The organism is Bartonella sp. CM120XJJH, assembly GCF_042194715.1.
In the GTDB taxonomy this organism is placed as follows: Bacteria; Pseudomonadota; Alphaproteobacteria; order Rhizobiales; family Rhizobiaceae; genus Bartonella.
On the sequence record NZ_JBHINE010000018.1, the window covers coordinates 1 to 17,837 of the forward strand.

Sequence of the window (17,837 nt, forward strand, 5' to 3'; positions counted from 1 at the left end):
GCAAACACAACACCAGACAAAGACGACACCCTTGATCCAAACGCCCCACCAAACGCATGCGACGAAGGAGACGGCGTTATCCATATGGACGAAGAGGATATCAATTAGCAAAAATATCAAAAAATTATAGAAAGTTGCTTGACAATGTAGTGACAATATGAATAATCGAATCAGGTGCCTAAGAAACACCTTAATAGTAAGCGGATTTGGTTACGAAACAAATCTCTTCTCCGCACGTTTAAAGGCTTTGACTCATTGTACGTTACACGCATATAATGATCTTGTCGGGTGTAGTTACGCTATAAAATACCCTTTTGGGAAAAGCATAACGACGGACTTACTACCGTGTTTCTTAGCACCCGGCACTTTTTAAAAGTGTCATTAAGAAACATCTAAATAGTAAGGAATTCTTATGAACACTCTTATAGAAATTAAAGAACAAAATATTGGTCAAGAAACTGTTCAAACAGTTAACGCACGTGAATTACATACGTTTTTAGAAGTCAACTCTAAATTTGCAGATTGGATTGTACGCCGTATTAAAGAATATGGATTTTTGGAAAATCAAGATTATGGTTTTACGTTTCTCAAAAATGAGAAACGTAAAAATGTTATAAGTAAAGAATATCATCTCACCTTAGATATGGCGAAAGAGCTCTCGATGGTTGAGCGCAATGAGAAGGGACGTCAAGCTCGTCGTTACTTTATTGAATGTGAAAAGAAACTAAAAAGTCAATTTGTTGATTATGATGATATACGTTTTGCTTTCCCAAAAGATTGGGATAAAATGTCTCCAACTAAAAAGGCTGTTTACATTTATGGACCTCTCCACATGCATCTTGTCAAAGCCTTTACGTTGGTAGAAGAAAGCAAGCATTACAAAGCCATAATCAAAGAAGCAAAACAAGTCTTAGAAAGATCTGTAGTGAAAGCCGCTTAAGTAAAAAATATGCCTCCCCTCCCCGTTCTCAAAAATGGGGAGGTGGTCAAGATGCTTCTTCTAAAGCCGCTTGTTCCTTACAATTATTTTGGATAGGCGTTAAGCTAATCTGCAAATTTAAAGCACTCAAAACACTGAGAAAAGTAGAAAGCCGTGGGTCGCCTTTATCACTTAAAGAACGATAAAGAGACTCTCTTGATAGCCCTGTATTTTGGGCGATTTTACTCATTCCTTGGTTTTTTGCTATTATACCAAGAGCATGGGCAAGATACTTGCTATCTTTGCTTTCAAGAGCATCTTCTAAAAGAATCCTTTGTGTCTCAGGTGTCTTGAAATATTCACTTGTGTCAAATTTAGTAATTTCCATGTTTCATTTCCTTTACTAATTGGAGAGCTTTTTCGATATCTTTTTGTTGTGTAGATTTATCACCCGCATTTAATAACAAAATGATTTGTTTACCTTGTTTTACAAAATAGATTCTATAGCCAGGACCATGATGTATTTTTAACTCTCCAATTCCACGGAAAAATTTTACATTTCCAAGAAATCCCGTTTCTATTCTTGCTATCCGTTTAACAATATGCGCTTGCGCAATCTCATCTTTTAAAGAATCTAGCCATTTTATAAAATGCTTTGTTTTGTATACTGTAAACATTTGTAACTTATAAGATACAATCATTACAATGTCAAATACATTCTTTTGTTCCCATGAAAAAGCGACATGAAGCTTAACCAAGCTATCTTTCCGAATGGGAAAGATGTCAATTTTTTAATCCAGCTCTGCTTTTTGCGGAGCTTTTTTTATGGAGAAGTAAATGCGAAAAATATCATCAGAAGGACTTGCACTTATTAAACAATGGGAAGGTTTGCGTTTGAACGCCTATAAAGATGCCATTGGGGTATGGACAATAGGTTATGGACATACAAACAGTGCTGGAAAACCTTTTATTTACGAAGGCATGACAATCACTGAAAAGCAAGCAGAAGAACTTCTTTGCCAAGACTTAAGACAATTTGAAAATGTCGTTGAACGCGCTGTTACAGTTTCATTAACGAATGAACAATTCGCAGCGTTAGTGTCCTTTTGTTATAATGTAGGAACAGATGCTTTTTGTAACTCGACACTGTTAAAAAAGCTCAATCAAGGTGAATATGAAGCTGTCCCTGCAGAGCTACAGAAATGGACCAAAGCAGGCGGTAAGCGTTTGCAAGGTCTAGCACACCGGCGTGCGGCAGAAACAGGCTTATGGGCAAAAGGGGCTTATGTTTCCTCCAATTATCAAACAGTAGAAACGCAAGCATCAACGGGGGTTTTCAAAGCAGAAGCTCTTGCACCGATTATTGGCTCTTTTTCAGGTCTTGGTGGTTTGTTAGCAGGAAATGGACCAATCCAATGGGCTTTGGCAACCATTATGATTTTAGCCGCATGTGCTGGTATCTTCTTTGTTGCTAAACGCTTTCAGGAGCACCGCCTATGATCTTATGGATGAAAAGAAATCTGATGATAACAGGTGCGGCTTTAGCCGCTTTTTTTATAATTTTAGCAAGAACTTTTACTCTTGGGAAAAAAGCAGAGCAACAAAAGCAAACAGAAAAGGCTTTAAAAGCAGCCAAAACACGTCTGGAGGTGGAAAGTGAAGTTAATCAAAAAAGTGATGCTGATGTGCGTGCTGCTCTCTCTGATTGGTTGCGCAACAAATAAATATGCTTCTTCTTGTGTTGGCTGGTTGCCAATTTATTTAAGCCGGAAAGATCTGAACGCCATCAGTTCCAATTTAGCAAGAGAGATCTTAAAGCACAATAATCTAGGTCAACGCTTGTGTGGGTGGAAACATGGCTAGAAAAAAAACACAAGACGATATAGAGCTTACAGAAGCAGAAAAAGAAATACTTCAAGAAATCATCATGACCTACAAAAGTGTAAAAGTGATGTCTCGTTATACGAAATGGATTGTACTCATTATACTCTTATTAGCGCTTGATTTTTCACGTATTATGGATGCGTTTGTAAGTATTTTTACACAAAAACCAAATATCCGACTCTAAACATACTCTGAGACGTGCGAAATCCTTTAGAAAATGGTTTCTTAATTTTGCTCGTCTCATGGAGGCGATCAATAATAGCTTTACACATTTAAAACAGTGGTTTTCAAAAAATTAAAAAATTACCCCCTCCCCGCTTTTAAAACGGGGAGATGAATCGTGTTTTAAGCTAAGCAGCTTTTACAATAGGTTTTTCTAAGACCTGTTTTGCCTCTTTAACAAGCATTTTGTAATGTTTGCTCTCTTCTACCAACGTAAAGGCTTTGACAAGATGCATATGGAGAGGTCCATAAATGTAAACAGCCTTTTTAGTTGGAGACATTTTATCCCAATCTTTTGGGAAAGCAAAACGTGTGTCTTCATAATCAACAAATTGGCTTCTTAGTTTCTTTTCACACTCAATAAAGTAACGGCGCGCTTGTCGCCCTTTCTCATTGCGTTCAACCATTGAGAGCTCTTTTGCCATGTCTAGAGTGATGTGGTATTCTATGCTTGGACGACCGCCTTTAGGTTTTACTCTTTTTTGAGTAAAACTCACAAAGTCTTGATTTTCTTGAAAAGAATATTCTTCAATCCGTCGTGAAATCCAATCGTTGAAGCGTATATTAACGTCTAAAAACGTATGTAACTCACGCGCGTTAACGGTTTGAACAGTTTCCTGATCAATGATTTGTTCCGTAATTTCTATAAGAGTGTTCATAGCGAACTCCTAGTTGTTAGATGTTTTTCATTGACACTTTTTATAAAAATGCCGGGTGCTGAAAAACACGGCAACTAGCCCGTCGTTATGCTTTCCCCGTAAAGGGTATTATATGGCATAACCACACCCGACAAAGCTATTATACGCGTCTAGCATACAATGAGTCAAAGCTTTTAAATTGCGGAAGATCAGTTATTTCGGCAACCAATCCGCTAGTTGTTTTAAGGTGTTTTTCAAGCACCTCATTCGACAATAGACACATTGTTATAATCCTGTCAAGCCTCTCCTGATATAAAAGACGCCCATTGTTCCAAGAGAGAGCGCCGTTGCTCTAAAAAGTCTGTCCGCATATAAGCTTTTGTCACTGAACTCCCAACTGTATGTGCAAGAACAGTTTCGGCAATCTCAAATGGTGTTGACGTTGTCTCTGCTATCCAATCCCGTAAGCTTGAACGAAAACCATGGGGACGATAAGTCAAACCACAAACTGTCATATACTTTGCCATGGTGGCATCAGAAATGGGGTTGCCTCTAAGACCAGAAAAGAGAAAACCATTCTTTTCAAAGGGGAGAGTTTTTTCAATAACTCTCAAAGCTTCATCACTTAGTGGCACGCGAAAGTCTGAGACTTTCCCTACAATACCTTTCATGTTTTCTTTTGGTATCGTCCATATATTTTTGTCAATTTGTTCAAGGCGCAAATAGCGCAATGGATATGATCGTGCTCCTGTCAAAATCAATAACTTCAGTGCTAAATTTGAAAGGATCTTATCATCCAAGCTTTGATAAAATGCCGGAACCTCTTGCCATGGCATAGCAGGAATATTTGTTGATGTCGCACGTGGTTTTCCTAAAAGCGCGCGTGCCTTCATACAAGCTTGTAGATCAACATCTAGACCAAGAGCCGCAGCATATTTCAAACAAATATTGATACGGTTAAGTGCTTTTCTTGCCGTATCTGCTTTTTCATGCCAAAGGGGTGCGAGAACATTGCGAATGATATTGGCTGTTAATTTTTCTATAGGTAAATTACCAATGTGTGGAATCACGTGCAACTCTAGTGGAGAAAACCATCGGCCGTTTTTACCTTCATTTTTCAACTCTGCTTTTTTGCTTTCAAAAGCCGCTTTTGCAATTTCTTGAAAAATATTGCTTTGCTGTTTTAAAATAGTCTGTTCTCGAAAGACAATAGGATCATTGCCTTCTTTAAGAATATCACTATAATATCTTGTAAGCTCACGCGCTTCTTTTAAAGAGAGTTTCGTAACAGGACCAAGTCCCATTTCACGGCGCTTATTGTGGTGCGTATAACGAAAAAACCAAGAGCGTGTATTGTCTTTTCGAACATTTAACCATAGCCCTGCCCCGTCACAATATTTACCCTGCGGAGACGTCTTTACGAATGATGCTGATAACCGATGAATCGCCCTCACTTAACGTCCCCTCTCGTCCACCTTTTCAAGCATTGCTCGTCCACCTTTTTGGGTCCACCTTTTAGACCACCTTTAATTTCTGATTTGAGATTTTTTCTTTAATACTTACTTTTTTTATTGAATCATAAAAAGCTATAGACATCAATACGTCCTTGCGCATCTTTACACAATCTGATTCTTGCTAATAAAGCCTGATTCGCTCTCTGGGGGCACCATATGCTTTTTTTGTTCCACCTGTAGTTTATTCATTTTCCGAGCATTTTTAAATTCAGGAGAAGATGGAGCTGGGCGTGAATTAAAAAAACGTGTTATTTTTATCAAATTTCTTTTTTAATGCTTTAAATTCAGCTGATTCCTATCAAGAACAATATTAGAATTTAAGTTTCTAATGAATATACTAACAACTCCATAATATTAGCAAAATTATCCGGTGAGCCATTATTAAAAGAATCAGATAGTTTTTTTAAGTTCTTTCCACAAACATTTTCTTCAATAAAGCCACCTAATGCATCAGCCTTAACTTTAGGAAAGATATAACCAAAGTCTTTTAAAGCTTTAATGCGATAAAGAGTGTGATTATAAAATACATGTGTTTCATTTCTTAAAGCAAATTCTTTTCTTAAAAAAGATTATAGCCTTCTATCTAACAGCATTTTTTGCTGTAAAATTCAAATTATCTATCTGCTCAACTAAAGAACTTTTATTGTTTAGCTTTTGTGCTTTTTTCAAAAAGATGTGGGCTTTCAAGAATAAGTTTTTCTCGTGCTTTTTGTAACTGTTTAATGACTTCATCAATCTTTGATGGAGAACAAAAAGATTCTTGGCTATTCAACAAATGCAGCCTCTCCTTTCCCTCATATAAGCATTGCATCTGAGATTGAAGTATTCTAACTTCTTGAAAAAAAAGACGTCCTGTTTCCTTAAAACCATTATTAAGCGCAAAAAGTTGATCGGAAATGGATAGCAGAATTTGTTTAAAAAAACGCTCATTTTCTTGGCGTTTACGATATTCTAAAATAAGAGCATGGCTTATCTCATCTAACTGTTTTTTTGTAGAATCAATTTGACGCAATAAATTTGGTTTTTCCCCCATATCACCTTTTCTCACCTTCACAAGCATAGCATGAATGTCTAACAACTTAATTGCGGAATGAGATAAATAATCAATAACTGTAGGCGTATTAACATAGCGTTCCTGTGCAATCATCAAAAATCCACCTAATGACTGTTTTTTATATTCATCCCGCTATTTATTTTTCATCTTACAAAACCATTCTAAAGAAAGTGCTAAAAAATATTACCTCCAATGCATTATTCGATGGAATCCCTTCTCTCTTTTCACTATCAACGAGGAATCCTCGGAGAGAGAAAACGTACAGGTGTATAAAGGATAAGATGTGTTGTTTTCTCCAACACACTACTACTATCAGCAAGAAGGGCTTGACTAGGTGACAATTCTGTGCCTTGCATAATTGTGGAAGCCAAAGAACCTTCTCGAGAAAGAGCCATCAACGTTGGCGAAGATGCAAAGACATTGTGTGCTCCCCCATCCACATGAGAGAAATCAAGAACAGCTATTCCATTTTTACGCAACATTTCAATATCTGAGCCATCGCCCACACGATGATGTCCACCCGTAAGGCGCCCTGAAACCGCGAGAGCTTTATCTGCTCTGGATACTAAAATAGCTGTTGGCTGCGGGAGTTTTTTTATATCATTAAGTTGGCGCTCAAATACATCAACATCAATATCTGGTGCAGCCATTAATAAACTTGTAATACGACGAATAGGCTTATATTTTTTCTGTAAGGCTAAAGTTCTAAATGCTTCCATTATAACAAAATTGCCCATAGAATGTGCAATAACCGAAATTTGATCAGCATTGGTTTCACTAATAAGTGTTAAAAGCTCTATCAATCCGTCACGAGCAAAATTAGCACTGTCACGGTCATAAATATAAAGAGGAACAGATCCGGCGGAAGGCCAAGAATAATGCACAGCGACAACATTTAAAGAATAATCGTGTGTAAACTGTGCTGTACGAAATGTACCATCTGCAAAATTATTATTATACCCATGGATAAAAAGAAAAATTTCTCTTTTTCCTTTTGGCTTTTTTGCTAAAGCAGCATTTAATTGCTGTTTAAACTGTTCTTTATTATCGTATTTTTGCAATGCTACTGCTGCAAAATACTTATCATGCGTAGGTTTATACGCATTTATTTCAACAACTCCCTTTACATGTTGCTGAGGAATTCCTACATCAATGCGATTATAATGAACTTTATTTGATCGCTCTGCACCATAAGGTTGAGCGTAATTATTTTGCATCATACGACTTGTTGCAACATACACTGGAACAATAGCTTTTGGAGGAACCGGATTCCCTTCAACTTCCCTTTCTACTGCAGTCATAGAAGGAGTTGCATGCACACCATGCCAAAGTACAGCACGTGAATCACTACATGCTGACAATAAAGAAATACAAATAAGAAGTGTTAAATATTTCAGAATCATTATACTTCTCACAGCAATGTCACCCCACCTTATAAAAATATAACATTTCAAATGCATAGATAAAGTAATAAAAAATGAAACATTCTTAGAAACACACCAACAAATAACATATAACAAAGATTTTTCTATAATGCGTATACATACCCTCTCTCTAAATAAATTCATGTCATTATGGAGAGACTCACCGCTAACTGGTGCGGTCGAGAAGACTCGAACTTCCACGGGTTGCCCCACAGCGACCTCAACGCTGCGCGTCTACCAATTCCGCCACGACCGCACGTAGAAAGAAAAAACTTGGTTTTTAGCCTTTAACAAATCATAAAGAAAGGTACAAGCCAATTTTCTTTTTCTCATAATTTATTTTATCCGGATGCTTTATAACTTAATAGAGATTACGAGAAATATGGGCTTTACTATGATCTTTGAATCATCATCATAAAATGTGCTTGTGCCGCTTGATCTTTTTCATAATAACCATGAAAGTTTTTTGTAATTGTTGTAGAGCCCTGTTTTTGGATTCCTCTCATAGCCATACACATGTGCTCAGCCTCAATCAATACTGCTACACCATGAGGCTTCAGATACGTTTTTAACGCGTGAGCCACTTGCGCTGTCATAGCTTCTTGTGTTTGTAAACGACGAGAAAAAATATCTACAATACGTACAATTTTTGAAAGGCCAACAATTTTTGCATTAGGAAGATATGCTATATGTGCTTTCCCAATAATTGGAATCATATGATGCTCACAGTGTGAATAAAAAGATATATTTTTTACGATTACGGCTTCATTGTATCCTGAAACCTCTTCAAAAACTGTGCCTAAGGTTTCTTTAACCGATTGACTATAACCATTAAACAGCTCTCGATATGCCTTGGCCATACGTTTTGGAGTATCTAAAAGCCCTTCTCTATTTGGATTTTCCCCTATCCATAAGAGTAATGTACGAATCGCTTCTTCCACCTCTTCAATACTCGGACGCTTTTCTTCAGATAAATTCGCGTCTTCTTTAACAACGTTACGCATTCAAAAACTCCAAGCTTACTCTATACAAAGCATTTGCTCCATACCTATTTCATTTTGTATAATCTCTATATAAGCGAATTAAAAGTTTAAACAATCACAACTCTCAAAATTTCAGGCAATAGCATATGATTGATAATATCTATAATGATAAAATACTTAAATATGCTGCACATATAGGCAAAATTGGGCGTCTTAATAATCCTGATGCAACATCAAGAAAACATGCACATCTTTGTGGTTCAACAATCACTGTAGATTTAAAAGTGGAAAATGGTATTATTACGGATTTTGCCCATGAAATACATGCATGTGTACTAGGGCAAGCTTCGGCTTCACTTTTAGCATCTCATATTATCGGACAAACAACACAAGATCTTAAAATATTGCGTGAAGTTATATATCAAATGCTAACACAAAATGGTCCTTCTCCTCAAGCTCCATTTGAGGATTTTTCTTGCTTACAGCCCATTAAAGACTATAAAATGCGCCATGCAGCAACACTACTCCCCTTTGATGCAACGATAGACTGCATTCAAAAAATTGAAGAAAAATAAATGTTCAAATCACAAGCTCGACAAAAAAAATTGACTCGAAACTACACAGGCACGTGGCAAAAAACACCAGGACGATTATTGGGTATTTTCTTAATACGTTTCTATCAGATAACACTTTCGAGTCTTATAGGCAATCAATGTCGCCATGCCCCGACTTGTTCAGAATATACATATGAAGCGATTGCACGCCATGGGCTTTGGGCTGGTGCGTGGATGGGACTCTTTCGTATCATACGTTGTGGTCCCTTTGGAACAGATGGCTTTGATCCAGTGCCTATTTCGCTTGGAAATTCTTGCTGTTTTTATAAACCTTGGCGTTACTGGAAAATTTCTGACAAACACAACAAATAATCCTTTCCTTTTTTCGTATGTATTGATAAAAAATCAGTCTATAAGCTTTTTACTTAATTTTCACGAAACCATCCGCAATCGTTAGCGGAATTGGATTAAATGGGTGTTTTTATGTCTTGCTCTATTTCTCTTTTTTTTCCCGATGGTTCAAAACGTAATTACCCCGCAGAAATAACAGGCTTGGAATTAGCAGAATCCATTTCTAAATCACTTGCAAAAAAAGCAGTCGCCTATAGTCTTGATGGTATCATACGAGACTTATCGGATCCATTGGAACAATCTGGTCAAGTAGAGATTATTACCCGAGAAGATTCACGCGCTCTTGAGCTCATAAGGCATGATTGCGCCCATGTCCTTGCTGAAGCAGTGCAAGAACTCTTTCCTGAAACGCAAGTAACAATAGGTCCTGTCATTGAGAATGGATTCTATTATGATTTTGCACGCCAACAACCTTTTACATTAGATGATCTCACCGTCATTGAAAAGAAAATGCGTGAAATTATCCAACGCAATAAACCTTTTAGAAAAGAAATTTGGTCTCGTGAAAAAGCAAGAAAAATTTTTTCTGAAAAAAAGGAGTTTTATAAAGTTGAACTTATTGATAGCATTCCTGAAAATCAAGATTTAAAAATTTATTATCAAGGAAAATGGTTTGATCTTTGCCGCGGACCACACATGCAATCTACAGGGCAAATTGGGAATGCTTTCAAATTAATGAAGATCGCAGGAGCTTATTGGCGTGGCGATGCCAATAATCCAATGCTCACGAGAATTTATGGAACAGCATTTGCAAATGAAAATGACTTAAAAGCCTACCTCCATATGCTAGAAGAAGCTGAAAAACGTGATCATCGCCGCTTGGGACGTGAAATGGACTTATTTCATTTTCAAGAAGAAGGGCCAGGAATGATTTTTTGGCACAAAAAAGGTTGGAAAATGTTCCAAAATTTGATCAACTATATGCGTAGACGCCTTGATGATCATCAATATGCTGAAGTTAATGCTCCACAAGTTCTCGATAGGTCACTCTGGGAAATATCTGGCCATTGGGGCTGGTATAAAGAAAATATGTTCAAAGTAATTCCAGCAGCAGAAGATTCAGATCATGGGAATGTTTATGCCCTTAAGCCAATGAATTGCCCTGGCCATGTGCAAATTTTTAAACATGGTTTAAAATCTTATCGTGATTTGCCTATTAGACTTGCGGAATTTGGACTTATTCATCGTTATGAGCCTTCAGGTTCTTTACATGGTCTTATGCGTGTGCGTGGTTTTACGCAAGATGATGCACATATTTTTTGTACTGATGAACAATTAGCCGATGAATGTCTCAGTATTAATGATCTTATTTTATCAACTTATGCTGATTTTGGTTTTAAAGAAATTAGTCTTAAGCTTTCAACACGTCCAGAAAAACGAGTTGGGTCTGATGCATTGTGGGATCATGCAGAAAGTATCATGGAATCTGTTCTTAAAACAATTGAAACAAAATTTGCAGGACAAATCAAAACAAGCATCCTTCCAGGTGAAGGAGCATTTTATGGTCCAAAATTTGAATACACATTAAAGGATGCTATCGGTCGTGAATGGCAATGTGGAACAACACAAATAGACTTTAATCTCCCTGAACGTTTTGGTGCATTCTATATTGATAAAGATTCAGAAAAACGTCAACCTGTTATGATCCACCGTGCTATTTTTGGATCAATGGAGCGTTTTCTTGGTATATTAATCGAAAATTTTGCTGGACATATGCCACTTTGGCTTGCTCCTGAACAAGTTGTTGTTGCAACAATTACATCCGAAGCAAATGAATATGCTCAAAAAATAATGGCAAAACTTAAAGCTATAGGGCTTTCCGCAACAATAGATCTCCGTAATGAAAAAATTAACTATAAAATACGAGAACATTCTTTACAAAAAGTCCCCGTAATTTTGGTATGTGGTAAACGTGAAGCTGAAACAAACAGCGTAAATATGCGCCGCTTAGGAAGTACAAATCAAACCCTTTTATCTGTAGAAGATGTGATTAAACAACTCTTAAATGAGGCAACACCTCCGGATTTGCAACGTGTAATAAATGCATAACATCACAGAAGATGATAATACATTAATTTTTTACTATAAATCTTCAATTTTTGCACAAAATAAAACGATTTGATGTTGTCGTACGTTTTTCTTTCATGCACAATTACCGATCACCAGAAAGAATCACGTGATCACTCTTTACAAGGTGGATTGGTGAAAAAATTGAATGTACGCTATGAGCTGTTTAAATGTAAAAATCATAGACAATTGAATATTAATGATAACATTCATCTTTTAGCTTTATAATGAAAAGATAGTGCTATTATCAAGGATAGATCATCACGATAATGATAGCAACATCAATCAAGGAGACCGAAAACAAGATTATATTTATTAATAAAAAATATGTAAAATTAGCTAAACAATGATATGACTTATTCGTAAGATAAGCCCTTATAAAAAAGACAGTACATTGATTTATAATGATAATATACCGTTATTCATATTAAATAAGGTTTCGAATATCATAAGGCTCTCTCATTTTAAATATGTTTATGTTGAATCTATCAAAATCATTCGCTTGCACGAAACAAGCGGAATGAGTGTCTGGATAAAAATGATTGAGGGCAGGCTATAAACTATAATGATGATAACAACTTGCTCCTTCATAAGTATAAAAATAGCGGTGCTCAACGGGTTTACCATTATATCATTCACGAGGCATCATGGTAAAATAAGCTTAAGAAGCCTTAAGAAACGCCTCTTTAAAACAAGCACATGAATTGGTAAACCAACAGCATTCTACATCACACAATCTACACTGATGAGATATTGCCTTAACTTTTATAAAGCTAAATCAAAGAAAAATAGCAAAACTCAGCGTGTACCCTTTCCCCTCTTCATATTTTACCAAATAAAAAACTCGTTAAATACACACATACGATATATGACTACTCGTTGGACGTATCAAACTCTGAGCACATTCATAAAACATCTAAATATCTACGCAACACATTGCCACGCCAGATGCTAGATATTGATTTGTAAACAATTTCAAAACACATGTTTTGCTAAAAAAGAACCACATATAAAATAAAAAAATATTATCGTTATCGTGCTCTATCAAGAACACGCTTACATTCAATGAGCTCAAACAGGATTTCTTGCAACAATGCTTTATCAGTTTTATCTTTGTAAAGATTCACAGAACCGACAGATGTTTCTCCTTCATTCCTCATGAAACTCAAAAGCCCAAAAGAAGATTTCTTAGGCTTATTGCTAGCATTTTCAGAAGTTTGTCCTGCATGTTTCTTCTCTATGGCCACATTCATAGCATCAAGATCACCATTACCCAATGCAGTCACAAAAGCAACACCATTTTCTTTCAAAAGGCGTTGCACACCTTTTATCGTATAACCCTGATCATATAATAACTGCTTAATACCCTTGAGCAAATCAACATCGACTGGACGATAATAGCGCCTTCCTCCCCCACGTTTCATTGGTTTAATCTGCCTAAAACGTGTTTCCCAGAATCTTAAGACATGCTGCGGAAGCTCTAATAACTCCGCTACTTCGCTAATTGTGCGAAAAGCATCAGAGCTTTTATCCATTTTGCAACACCTTATTTAAAACAAAATAAATTACTTTACAATGACTCATTCTGTCCCAATTTCTCAACAAGATTAGTCAAAAATAAGACCATCATTGACGACTTACTCAACAGTCTTTTTCTAAAAAACAAAGAACTTCATTTTATACATTTTTTAACAAATACCAAACATATCATGGCATTTATTTATGAGATATCATTTTTTCTGTCTTGCACGATGCGAATCTAAAATTCTCTGTTTAAGGACATTGGCAGCCTTAAACGTCACAACACGTCGCGGCGGAATAGGTGCTTCAACACCTGTTTTTGGATTGCGTCCAACACGTTCATTTTTACTGCGAACCTGAAAAGTTGCAAAAGAAGATAATTTAACCGCTTCACCTCTTACAAGTGAGTTGCAAATCTCATCCAAAACCAATTCGACTAAAGCTGCTGATTCAGTATGTGACAAGCCCACTCTTTTACAAACTACGCTCGCTAAATCTGCACGCGTTACTGTCTTACTTGTCATTATAACCACCTATTAAAATATTAAAAATTACAAAATGACTTATACGTTTTCTTGAAATATGGTCAAGTAGCCATGATTTACCAACGAATAAGAATTGCACCCCATGTAAATCCACCTCCCATGGCTTCTAACATGATAAGATCTCCTTCTTTTATTTTTCCATCACAAACAGCTGCTGTTAAAGCCAACGGAACTGATGCCGCAGACGTATTACCATGTTGATCAACGGTAATCACAACTTTATCTAGTGAAATTCCCAGCTTTTTAGCAGATGCTTCAATAATGCGCTTATTAGCCTGATGAGGTACAAACCAATCTAGTTGTGAAGAATCCATACCTGCAGCTGCAAAACAATCATCAACCACATCCGTTATCATACCAACAGCATATTTAAAAACTTCTCGTCCTTCCATACGCAAATAACCTGTCGTTTGTGTTGTTGAAGGTCCACCATCAACATATAGCTTATCTATATAAGCACCATTAGAGCGCAGTTTCGCAGACAATATACCACGCTCAAAAGCAATCTCCCCCTCAATTTCTTGAGCTTCCAAAATAGCAGCACCCGCACCATCACCAAACAAAACACATGTCGTACGATCTTCCCAATCTAAAATTCGAGAAAATGTATCGGATCCAATAACTAAAATTCTTTTAGCCCCTCCACACCGTAAATAAGAATCTCCCGTTGTTAAAGCAAAAATAAAACCAGAGCAAACAGCTTGAATATCAAAAGCAAATCCATGGCTCATTCCCAAAGCATGCTGAATTTCAACAGCAGAAGCAGGAAAAGTACGATTCGGGGTGGACGTTGCTAAAATAATACAATCAATGTCTTTTATTGTTAAACCAGCATTTGTAAGTGCTGCTTGCGCAGCCTCAACCCCTAAAGAAACAGTCGTTTCATTTTCACTGGCAATATAACGTTGGCGTATTCCTGTACGCTGAACAATCCATGAATCTGACGTTTCGACAAACTTTGCAATCTCATCATTTGATAAACTTCTTTTCGGCAAAGCACTCCCTACACCACATATAATTGACCGAATCATTCAGCTCTTACCTTTTCTTCAAATTTTTTATTTCTATTATAAGAGCTTATCATAAGGGCTCTCCATTCACCGCCGCTTCATCTTCTTGATCAAAAAGTGTTTCTTTATTCTCATGAAACCGTCGCAAATCAGCAGTTATTTTTTTCAAAAGCCCATTATTAACCATCTCATAACCAACGCGGATAGCAGAAGCAAAACCATTAGCATTAGCACTCCCATGGCTTTTGATCACAACACCATTCAACCCCAAAAGCACTCCTCCATTCACCCTATCGGGATCCATTTTATGTTTCAGTATACGAAAAGCACCCCGCGATAAAAAATAACCAAGAGATGTTAAAAAAGAACTGCGCAGTGCGGAGTTTAAAATCTCTCCTATCTGTCGCGCAGTTCCTTCTGCGGTTTTTAAAGCAATATTACCAGAAAATCCTTCTGTTACAACAACATCAACTGTTCCTTTTCCAATGTCGTTGCCCTCAACAAATCCTTTATATTCCAATCCGTCTAATGGCACTTCACGCAATATCATTCCTGCTTTTTTTATTTCATAAAGTCCTTTAACCTCTTCCACTCCCACATTTAAAAGTCCAACACTTGGTCTTTCAGTGTGATATAAAGCGCGAAACATACCCGCGCCCATAACCGCCAAATCAACCAACTGGCTAGCAGAGGCACCAATTGTTGCTCCAATATCTAAAACGATACTCTCACTGCGAAGTGTTGGCCAGATACCCGCAATACCAGGACGTTCTGCCTCTGCTAGCATTTTCAAACAAAAATAAGACATGGCCATGAGTGCACCCGTATTACCAGCAGAAATGCAAGCATCAGCTTCACCATTTTTTACCGCCTCAATGGCGTACCACATTGATGATTTACCACGTCCATTACGAAGTGCTTGGCTTGGCTTTTCATCCATGCGCGTATAACTTTCTGTAGGACAAAAGCGCGATACAGAATCCAAACAGGGATATTTTTTTAAAACCGGACGAACAGCCTCCTCTACTCCATAAAACAGAAAATAAATATTTGATAAATATTTTTGTACAATTGCTGCTCCTGCAATAGCTGCTTCTGGACCGTAATCACCGCCCATGACATCCACAGAAATTCTAATCACGCTTGCATATCCCACATCTTTTCATTTACATCTTTAAATACATATTATGATTTTTGGCTCCTGAACATTCACAAAGCCAATCTTGCGAAAATCACTCCGCAGAAAATACCGTTTAGCATACAATAGATATTTTTTTACAATCACTTCCAATTTTTCAAAACAGAAAATGGAGAAATTTTTCGCTCTGCTTCTTCTAAATTTTCAACCATATTCATCTTTATCCCCTCTTTACGTGGATAATGATTAATAGACAACTCAAAAAATTCTTCCATGATTGCACCAATATCAATTTTATCATCATAAAACACTTCAGGAGTATCAAGCCCCTCCACATCTAAAAACAATTCTCCAGTATCCTCTGATATTTTGGGCTCCATCAAATTTGAATCTTCAGGAACAAAAACAACCTCAATATTTTTACAAAGGATATTTTCTAATGGTTCTAATGTAACAACACATAACTGTAGTATACGCGCTTGCAACAGACCTTTTATACGCACTCCGCGTTTTTTCCACGGGAAAATATGGAATTTTCCCTCACAAGATTTTACTTCAATTAAATTATGGTTCTGGGCTAAATGTGTACATTCTTTTTTGTTTGCACAAAGATGAACCCTTATACCTTTAGCAGGTAGAGAACGTACGGATATTGGATAAGCCAAAGCAAATGTCATTTGAGGAACATTTTGAACATTCATTGACAACTCCCAAACATAAAAACGCATAAAGCACTGTGTTTTTATTTATCTCAAGTATTTATGCATTTTTTTCTTTTCTAAAGAAATTCTATATGGCATAATTTGCTTTATAACAAGGAAACTCAGTGTAAGCTACGGTAGATTAAGTTAAAATTAGAAAAAACTTGAGGTTGCCTTCTTGTCCTAACATCTCAGTATAAAAAGGAGATATCATTGTTTCAAATGCCTCACATAATAACTTTAATCAAACGTAAATTATTGATTGGTCTATCAATAGCAAGCATAGGAATGCTTGCGGGGTGTAGTCTTCTTGATTCTTCAGGTTCGAGCCAAATTTATAGAGAGGGCTATGTTCTTGATAAAAATGCTCTAAGCTCTATCTCTGTTGGCTCAAGTCAAGAGCAAGTTCTTTTAACTTTAGGGACCCCTTCCCTAAAAACAAAATATGATAATGAAGTTTTTTATTACATCTCACAGACACGCTATCGTGGGATGCAGTTTATGAAAACAAAGATTATTGATCGCAAAGTTTTAGCCATTTACTTCAATAAAAATGATCAGGTTGCGAAAGTTGCAAATTACGGATTGCAAGACGGTCAAGTGTTTGATTTTATTACACAAACAACGCCAACTGTAACAAAAGAACATCCTTTCTTAATTCAAATTATAAAAGGCCCTGCCAATTTGCCACCCCATAACTAAATCATATAGTCCGCATACTATTCCAATATTATTAGGTTTGATATTATCAGACCTAATAATGGGAGAGTTTGTAGCTCTTAGAGGCGGACTTTTTTTGCCATACTGTCGAGAACTGCATTAACAAGTTTTGGCTCATCACCTTCAAAAAATGCTTTTGCTATGTCAACATATTCATTCATGACAACCGCAACGGGAACATCTTTGCGGTTGATCAACTCCCATAAACCTGCTCGTAAAATTGCTCGCAATATAGAATCAAGACGTGAAAGAGACCACTCTGCAGAGAGCTGTTGATGAAGCAGAGGATCAAGCTGCTTTTGATCTTTTACAACACCCGTTATAATAGACAAAAACCATTGAAAATCAGCTTCAAGATACTGGTCTCCATCGATGTCTTTTCCCAAACGATAAGCTTCATACTCAGCTGCTGTTTCCATCACCCCCGAACCCACGATATCCATTTGATAGAGGGCTTGAACTGCAGCGAGTCTTGCTGCTCCACGTTTATTGGCTGAACGCGGAAAATGTCTGCTTTTTATATCAGCCATAT

At 36.8% G+C, this 17,837-nt stretch carries 21 protein-coding genes and 1 tRNA gene; 8 read left to right on the plus strand and 14 right to left on the minus strand.

Annotation, left to right across the window (positions count from 1 at the left end; genetic code table 11):
* Positions 1-412: 412 nt before the first annotated feature.
* Positions 413-940, plus strand: coding sequence for an antA/AntB antirepressor family protein (locus ACFIKU_RS07165; protein WP_273783424.1), 528 nt, complete (start codon positions 413-415; stop codon positions 938-940).
* A gap of 46 nt (positions 941-986) precedes the next feature.
* Here the strand turns inward: ACFIKU_RS07165 and ACFIKU_RS07170 are convergent, their stop codons facing one another.
* A complete protein-coding gene (locus tag ACFIKU_RS07170; protein WP_273783426.1) occupies positions 987-1,307 on the minus strand; it encodes an addiction module antidote protein in 321 nt (106 codons plus the stop codon).
* Positions 1,294-1,596 carry a type II toxin-antitoxin system RelE/ParE family toxin gene (locus ACFIKU_RS07175; RefSeq protein ID WP_273783482.1) on the minus strand — a complete coding sequence of 101 codons (303 nt, stop codon included), beginning with the start codon at positions 1,594-1,596 and terminating at the stop codon, positions 1,294-1,296. The genes ACFIKU_RS07170 and ACFIKU_RS07175 overlap by 14 nt, the downstream gene beginning before the upstream one ends.
* 160 nt (positions 1,597-1,756) lie before the next feature.
* Here ACFIKU_RS07175 and ACFIKU_RS07180 point away from each other — a divergent pair, with 160 nt between their 5' ends.
* From ACFIKU_RS07180 to ACFIKU_RS07190, 3 genes are all read left to right on the plus strand, one after another.
* Positions 1,757-2,419, plus strand: a complete 663-nt coding sequence (locus ACFIKU_RS07180) for a lysozyme (protein ID WP_375657103.1) — start codon at positions 1,757-1,759, stop codon at positions 2,417-2,419.
* A complete protein-coding gene (locus ACFIKU_RS07185; RefSeq protein WP_375657104.1) occupies positions 2,416-2,643 on the plus strand; it encodes a hypothetical protein in 228 nt (75 codons plus the stop codon). The genes ACFIKU_RS07180 and ACFIKU_RS07185 overlap by 4 nt, the downstream gene beginning before the upstream one ends.
* 131 nt (positions 2,644-2,774) lie before the next feature.
* Positions 2,775-2,987 (plus strand): hypothetical protein, encoded by a 213-nt coding sequence (locus tag ACFIKU_RS07190; protein ID WP_015856478.1) that lies wholly within the window; start codon positions 2,775-2,777, stop codon positions 2,985-2,987.
* A gap of 166 nt (positions 2,988-3,153) precedes the next feature.
* Here ACFIKU_RS07190 and ACFIKU_RS07195 read toward each other — a convergent pair whose 3' ends face one another.
* The 6 genes from ACFIKU_RS07195 to folE form a co-directional block, all read right to left on the minus strand.
* Positions 3,154-3,684, minus strand: a complete 531-nt coding sequence (locus ACFIKU_RS07195; protein WP_375657105.1) for an antA/AntB antirepressor family protein — start codon at positions 3,682-3,684, stop codon at positions 3,154-3,156.
* A 275-nt stretch (positions 3,685-3,959) separates the two neighbouring features.
* Positions 3,960-5,117 carry a tyrosine-type recombinase/integrase gene (locus ACFIKU_RS07200; RefSeq protein WP_375657106.1) on the minus strand — a complete coding sequence of 386 codons (1,158 nt, stop codon included), beginning with the start codon at positions 5,115-5,117 and terminating at the stop codon, positions 3,960-3,962.
* A 700-nt stretch (positions 5,118-5,817) separates the two neighbouring features.
* Positions 5,818-6,324, minus strand: coding sequence for a hypothetical protein (locus ACFIKU_RS07205; RefSeq protein ID WP_375657107.1), 507 nt, complete (start codon positions 6,322-6,324; stop codon positions 5,818-5,820).
* Positions 6,325-6,461: 137 nt separating this feature from the next.
* A complete protein-coding gene (locus ACFIKU_RS07210; RefSeq protein ID WP_375642337.1) occupies positions 6,462-7,634 on the minus strand; it encodes an alpha/beta hydrolase in 1,173 nt (390 codons plus the stop codon).
* 192 nt (positions 7,635-7,826) lie between these two features.
* Positions 7,827-7,911, minus strand: a tRNA-Leu gene (locus ACFIKU_RS07215).
* 136 nt (positions 7,912-8,047) lie between these two features.
* Positions 8,048-8,659 (minus strand): GTP cyclohydrolase I FolE, encoded by a 612-nt coding sequence (gene folE, locus ACFIKU_RS07220; protein WP_375657108.1) that lies wholly within the window; start codon positions 8,657-8,659, stop codon positions 8,048-8,050.
* Between the two features lie 125 nt (positions 8,660-8,784).
* On the opposite strand from folE, the gene ACFIKU_RS07225 reads away from it, so the two are divergent.
* The 3 genes from ACFIKU_RS07225 (at position 8,785) to thrS (ending at position 11,652) form a co-directional block, all read left to right on the plus strand.
* Positions 8,785-9,213: an iron-sulfur cluster assembly scaffold protein gene (locus ACFIKU_RS07225; protein WP_375642339.1), complete on the plus strand. Its 429-nt coding sequence runs from the start codon at positions 8,785-8,787 to the stop codon at positions 9,211-9,213.
* Positions 9,214-9,564 carry a membrane protein insertion efficiency factor YidD gene (gene yidD, locus ACFIKU_RS07230; protein ID WP_375642340.1) on the plus strand — a complete coding sequence of 117 codons (351 nt, stop codon included), beginning with the start codon at positions 9,214-9,216 and terminating at the stop codon, positions 9,562-9,564.
* Between the two features lie 111 nt (positions 9,565-9,675).
* Entirely contained in the window at positions 9,676-11,652 is a 1,977-nt protein-coding gene (gene thrS, locus ACFIKU_RS07235) for a threonine--tRNA ligase (protein WP_375657109.1), read from the plus strand.
* A 1,049-nt stretch (positions 11,653-12,701) separates the two neighbouring features.
* Here thrS and ACFIKU_RS07240 read toward each other — a convergent pair.
* From ACFIKU_RS07240 to ACFIKU_RS07260, 5 genes are all read right to left on the minus strand, one after another.
* Complete coding sequence (locus tag ACFIKU_RS07240) at positions 12,702-13,205, minus strand: MerR family transcriptional regulator (protein WP_375657110.1); 504 nt, start codon at positions 13,203-13,205, stop codon at positions 12,702-12,704.
* A gap of 195 nt (positions 13,206-13,400) precedes the next feature.
* The gene (locus ACFIKU_RS07245; RefSeq protein ID WP_015856447.1) at positions 13,401-13,715 is read right to left on the minus strand and encodes an integration host factor subunit alpha; all 315 of its coding nucleotides are present in this window, start codon (positions 13,713-13,715) and stop codon (positions 13,401-13,403) included.
* A gap of 77 nt (positions 13,716-13,792) precedes the next feature.
* Positions 13,793-14,767 carry a beta-ketoacyl-ACP synthase III gene (locus ACFIKU_RS07250; protein WP_375657111.1) on the minus strand — a complete coding sequence of 325 codons (975 nt, stop codon included), beginning with the start codon at positions 14,765-14,767 and terminating at the stop codon, positions 13,793-13,795.
* A 49-nt stretch (positions 14,768-14,816) separates the two neighbouring features.
* Entirely contained in the window at positions 14,817-15,887 is a 1,071-nt protein-coding gene (gene plsX, locus ACFIKU_RS07255; RefSeq protein ID WP_375657112.1) for a phosphate acyltransferase PlsX, read from the minus strand.
* 140 nt (positions 15,888-16,027) lie between these two features.
* The gene (locus ACFIKU_RS07260; protein ID WP_375657113.1) at positions 16,028-16,585 is read right to left on the minus strand and encodes a DUF177 domain-containing protein; all 558 of its coding nucleotides are present in this window, start codon (positions 16,583-16,585) and stop codon (positions 16,028-16,030) included.
* A gap of 222 nt (positions 16,586-16,807) precedes the next feature.
* Between ACFIKU_RS07260 and ACFIKU_RS07265 the strand changes: the two genes are divergently transcribed.
* Positions 16,808-17,287: an outer membrane protein assembly factor BamE gene (locus ACFIKU_RS07265; RefSeq protein ID WP_375642371.1), complete on the plus strand. Its 480-nt coding sequence runs from the start codon at positions 16,808-16,810 to the stop codon at positions 17,285-17,287.
* 77 nt (positions 17,288-17,364) lie between these two features.
* On the opposite strand, the gene nusB is transcribed toward ACFIKU_RS07265, so the two are convergent.
* Entirely contained in the window at positions 17,365-17,835 is a 471-nt protein-coding gene (nusB, locus tag ACFIKU_RS07270) for a transcription antitermination factor NusB (protein WP_375642346.1), read from the minus strand.
* Positions 17,836-17,837 lie beyond the last annotated feature (2 nt).

What these genes read in the sequence shown, in the direction of transcription:
- ACFIKU_RS07165 (WP_273783424.1), top strand. Translation starts at nt 413, where the DNA reads ATGAACACTCTTATAGAAATTAAAGAACAAAATATTGGTCAAGAAACT.
- ACFIKU_RS07170 (WP_273783426.1), bottom strand. Translation starts at nt 1,307, where the DNA reads ATGGAAATTACTAAATTTGACACAAGTGAATATTTCAAGACACCTGAG.
- ACFIKU_RS07175 (WP_273783482.1), bottom strand. Translation starts at nt 1,596, where the DNA reads ATGTTTACAGTATACAAAACAAAGCATTTTATAAAATGGCTAGATTCT.
- ACFIKU_RS07180 (WP_375657103.1), top strand. Translation starts at nt 1,757, where the DNA reads ATGCGAAAAATATCATCAGAAGGACTTGCACTTATTAAACAATGGGAA.
- ACFIKU_RS07185 (WP_375657104.1), top strand. Translation starts at nt 2,416, where the DNA reads ATGATCTTATGGATGAAAAGAAATCTGATGATAACAGGTGCGGCTTTA.
- ACFIKU_RS07190 (WP_015856478.1), top strand. Translation starts at nt 2,775, where the DNA reads ATGGCTAGAAAAAAAACACAAGACGATATAGAGCTTACAGAAGCAGAA.
- ACFIKU_RS07195 (WP_375657105.1), bottom strand. Translation starts at nt 3,684, where the DNA reads ATGAACACTCTTATAGAAATTACGGAACAAATCATTGATCAGGAAACT.
- ACFIKU_RS07205 (WP_375657107.1), bottom strand. Translation starts at nt 6,324, where the DNA reads ATGATTGCACAGGAACGCTATGTTAATACGCCTACAGTTATTGATTAT.
- ACFIKU_RS07210 (WP_375642337.1), bottom strand. Translation starts at nt 7,634, where the DNA reads ATGATTCTGAAATATTTAACACTTCTTATTTGTATTTCTTTATTGTCA.
- folE (WP_375657108.1), bottom strand. Translation starts at nt 8,659, where the DNA reads ATGCGTAACGTTGTTAAAGAAGACGCGAATTTATCTGAAGAAAAGCGT.
- ACFIKU_RS07225 (WP_375642339.1), top strand. Translation starts at nt 8,785, where the DNA reads ATGATTGATAATATCTATAATGATAAAATACTTAAATATGCTGCACAT.
- yidD (WP_375642340.1), top strand. Translation starts at nt 9,214, where the DNA reads ATGTTCAAATCACAAGCTCGACAAAAAAAATTGACTCGAAACTACACA.
- thrS (WP_375657109.1), top strand. Translation starts at nt 9,676, where the DNA reads ATGTCTTGCTCTATTTCTCTTTTTTTTCCCGATGGTTCAAAACGTAAT.
- ACFIKU_RS07240 (WP_375657110.1), bottom strand. Translation starts at nt 13,205, where the DNA reads ATGGATAAAAGCTCTGATGCTTTTCGCACAATTAGCGAAGTAGCGGAG.
- ACFIKU_RS07245 (WP_015856447.1), bottom strand. Translation starts at nt 13,715, where the DNA reads ATGACAAGTAAGACAGTAACGCGTGCAGATTTAGCGAGCGTAGTTTGT.
- ACFIKU_RS07250 (WP_375657111.1), bottom strand. Translation starts at nt 14,767, where the DNA reads ATGATTCGGTCAATTATATGTGGTGTAGGGAGTGCTTTGCCGAAAAGA.
- ACFIKU_RS07260 (WP_375657113.1), bottom strand. Translation starts at nt 16,585, where the DNA reads ATGAATGTTCAAAATGTTCCTCAAATGACATTTGCTTTGGCTTATCCA.
- ACFIKU_RS07265 (WP_375642371.1), top strand. Translation starts at nt 16,808, where the DNA reads ATGCCTCACATAATAACTTTAATCAAACGTAAATTATTGATTGGTCTA.
- nusB (WP_375642346.1), bottom strand. Translation starts at nt 17,835, where the DNA reads ATGGCTGATATAAAAAGCAGACATTTTCCGCGTTCAGCCAATAAACGT.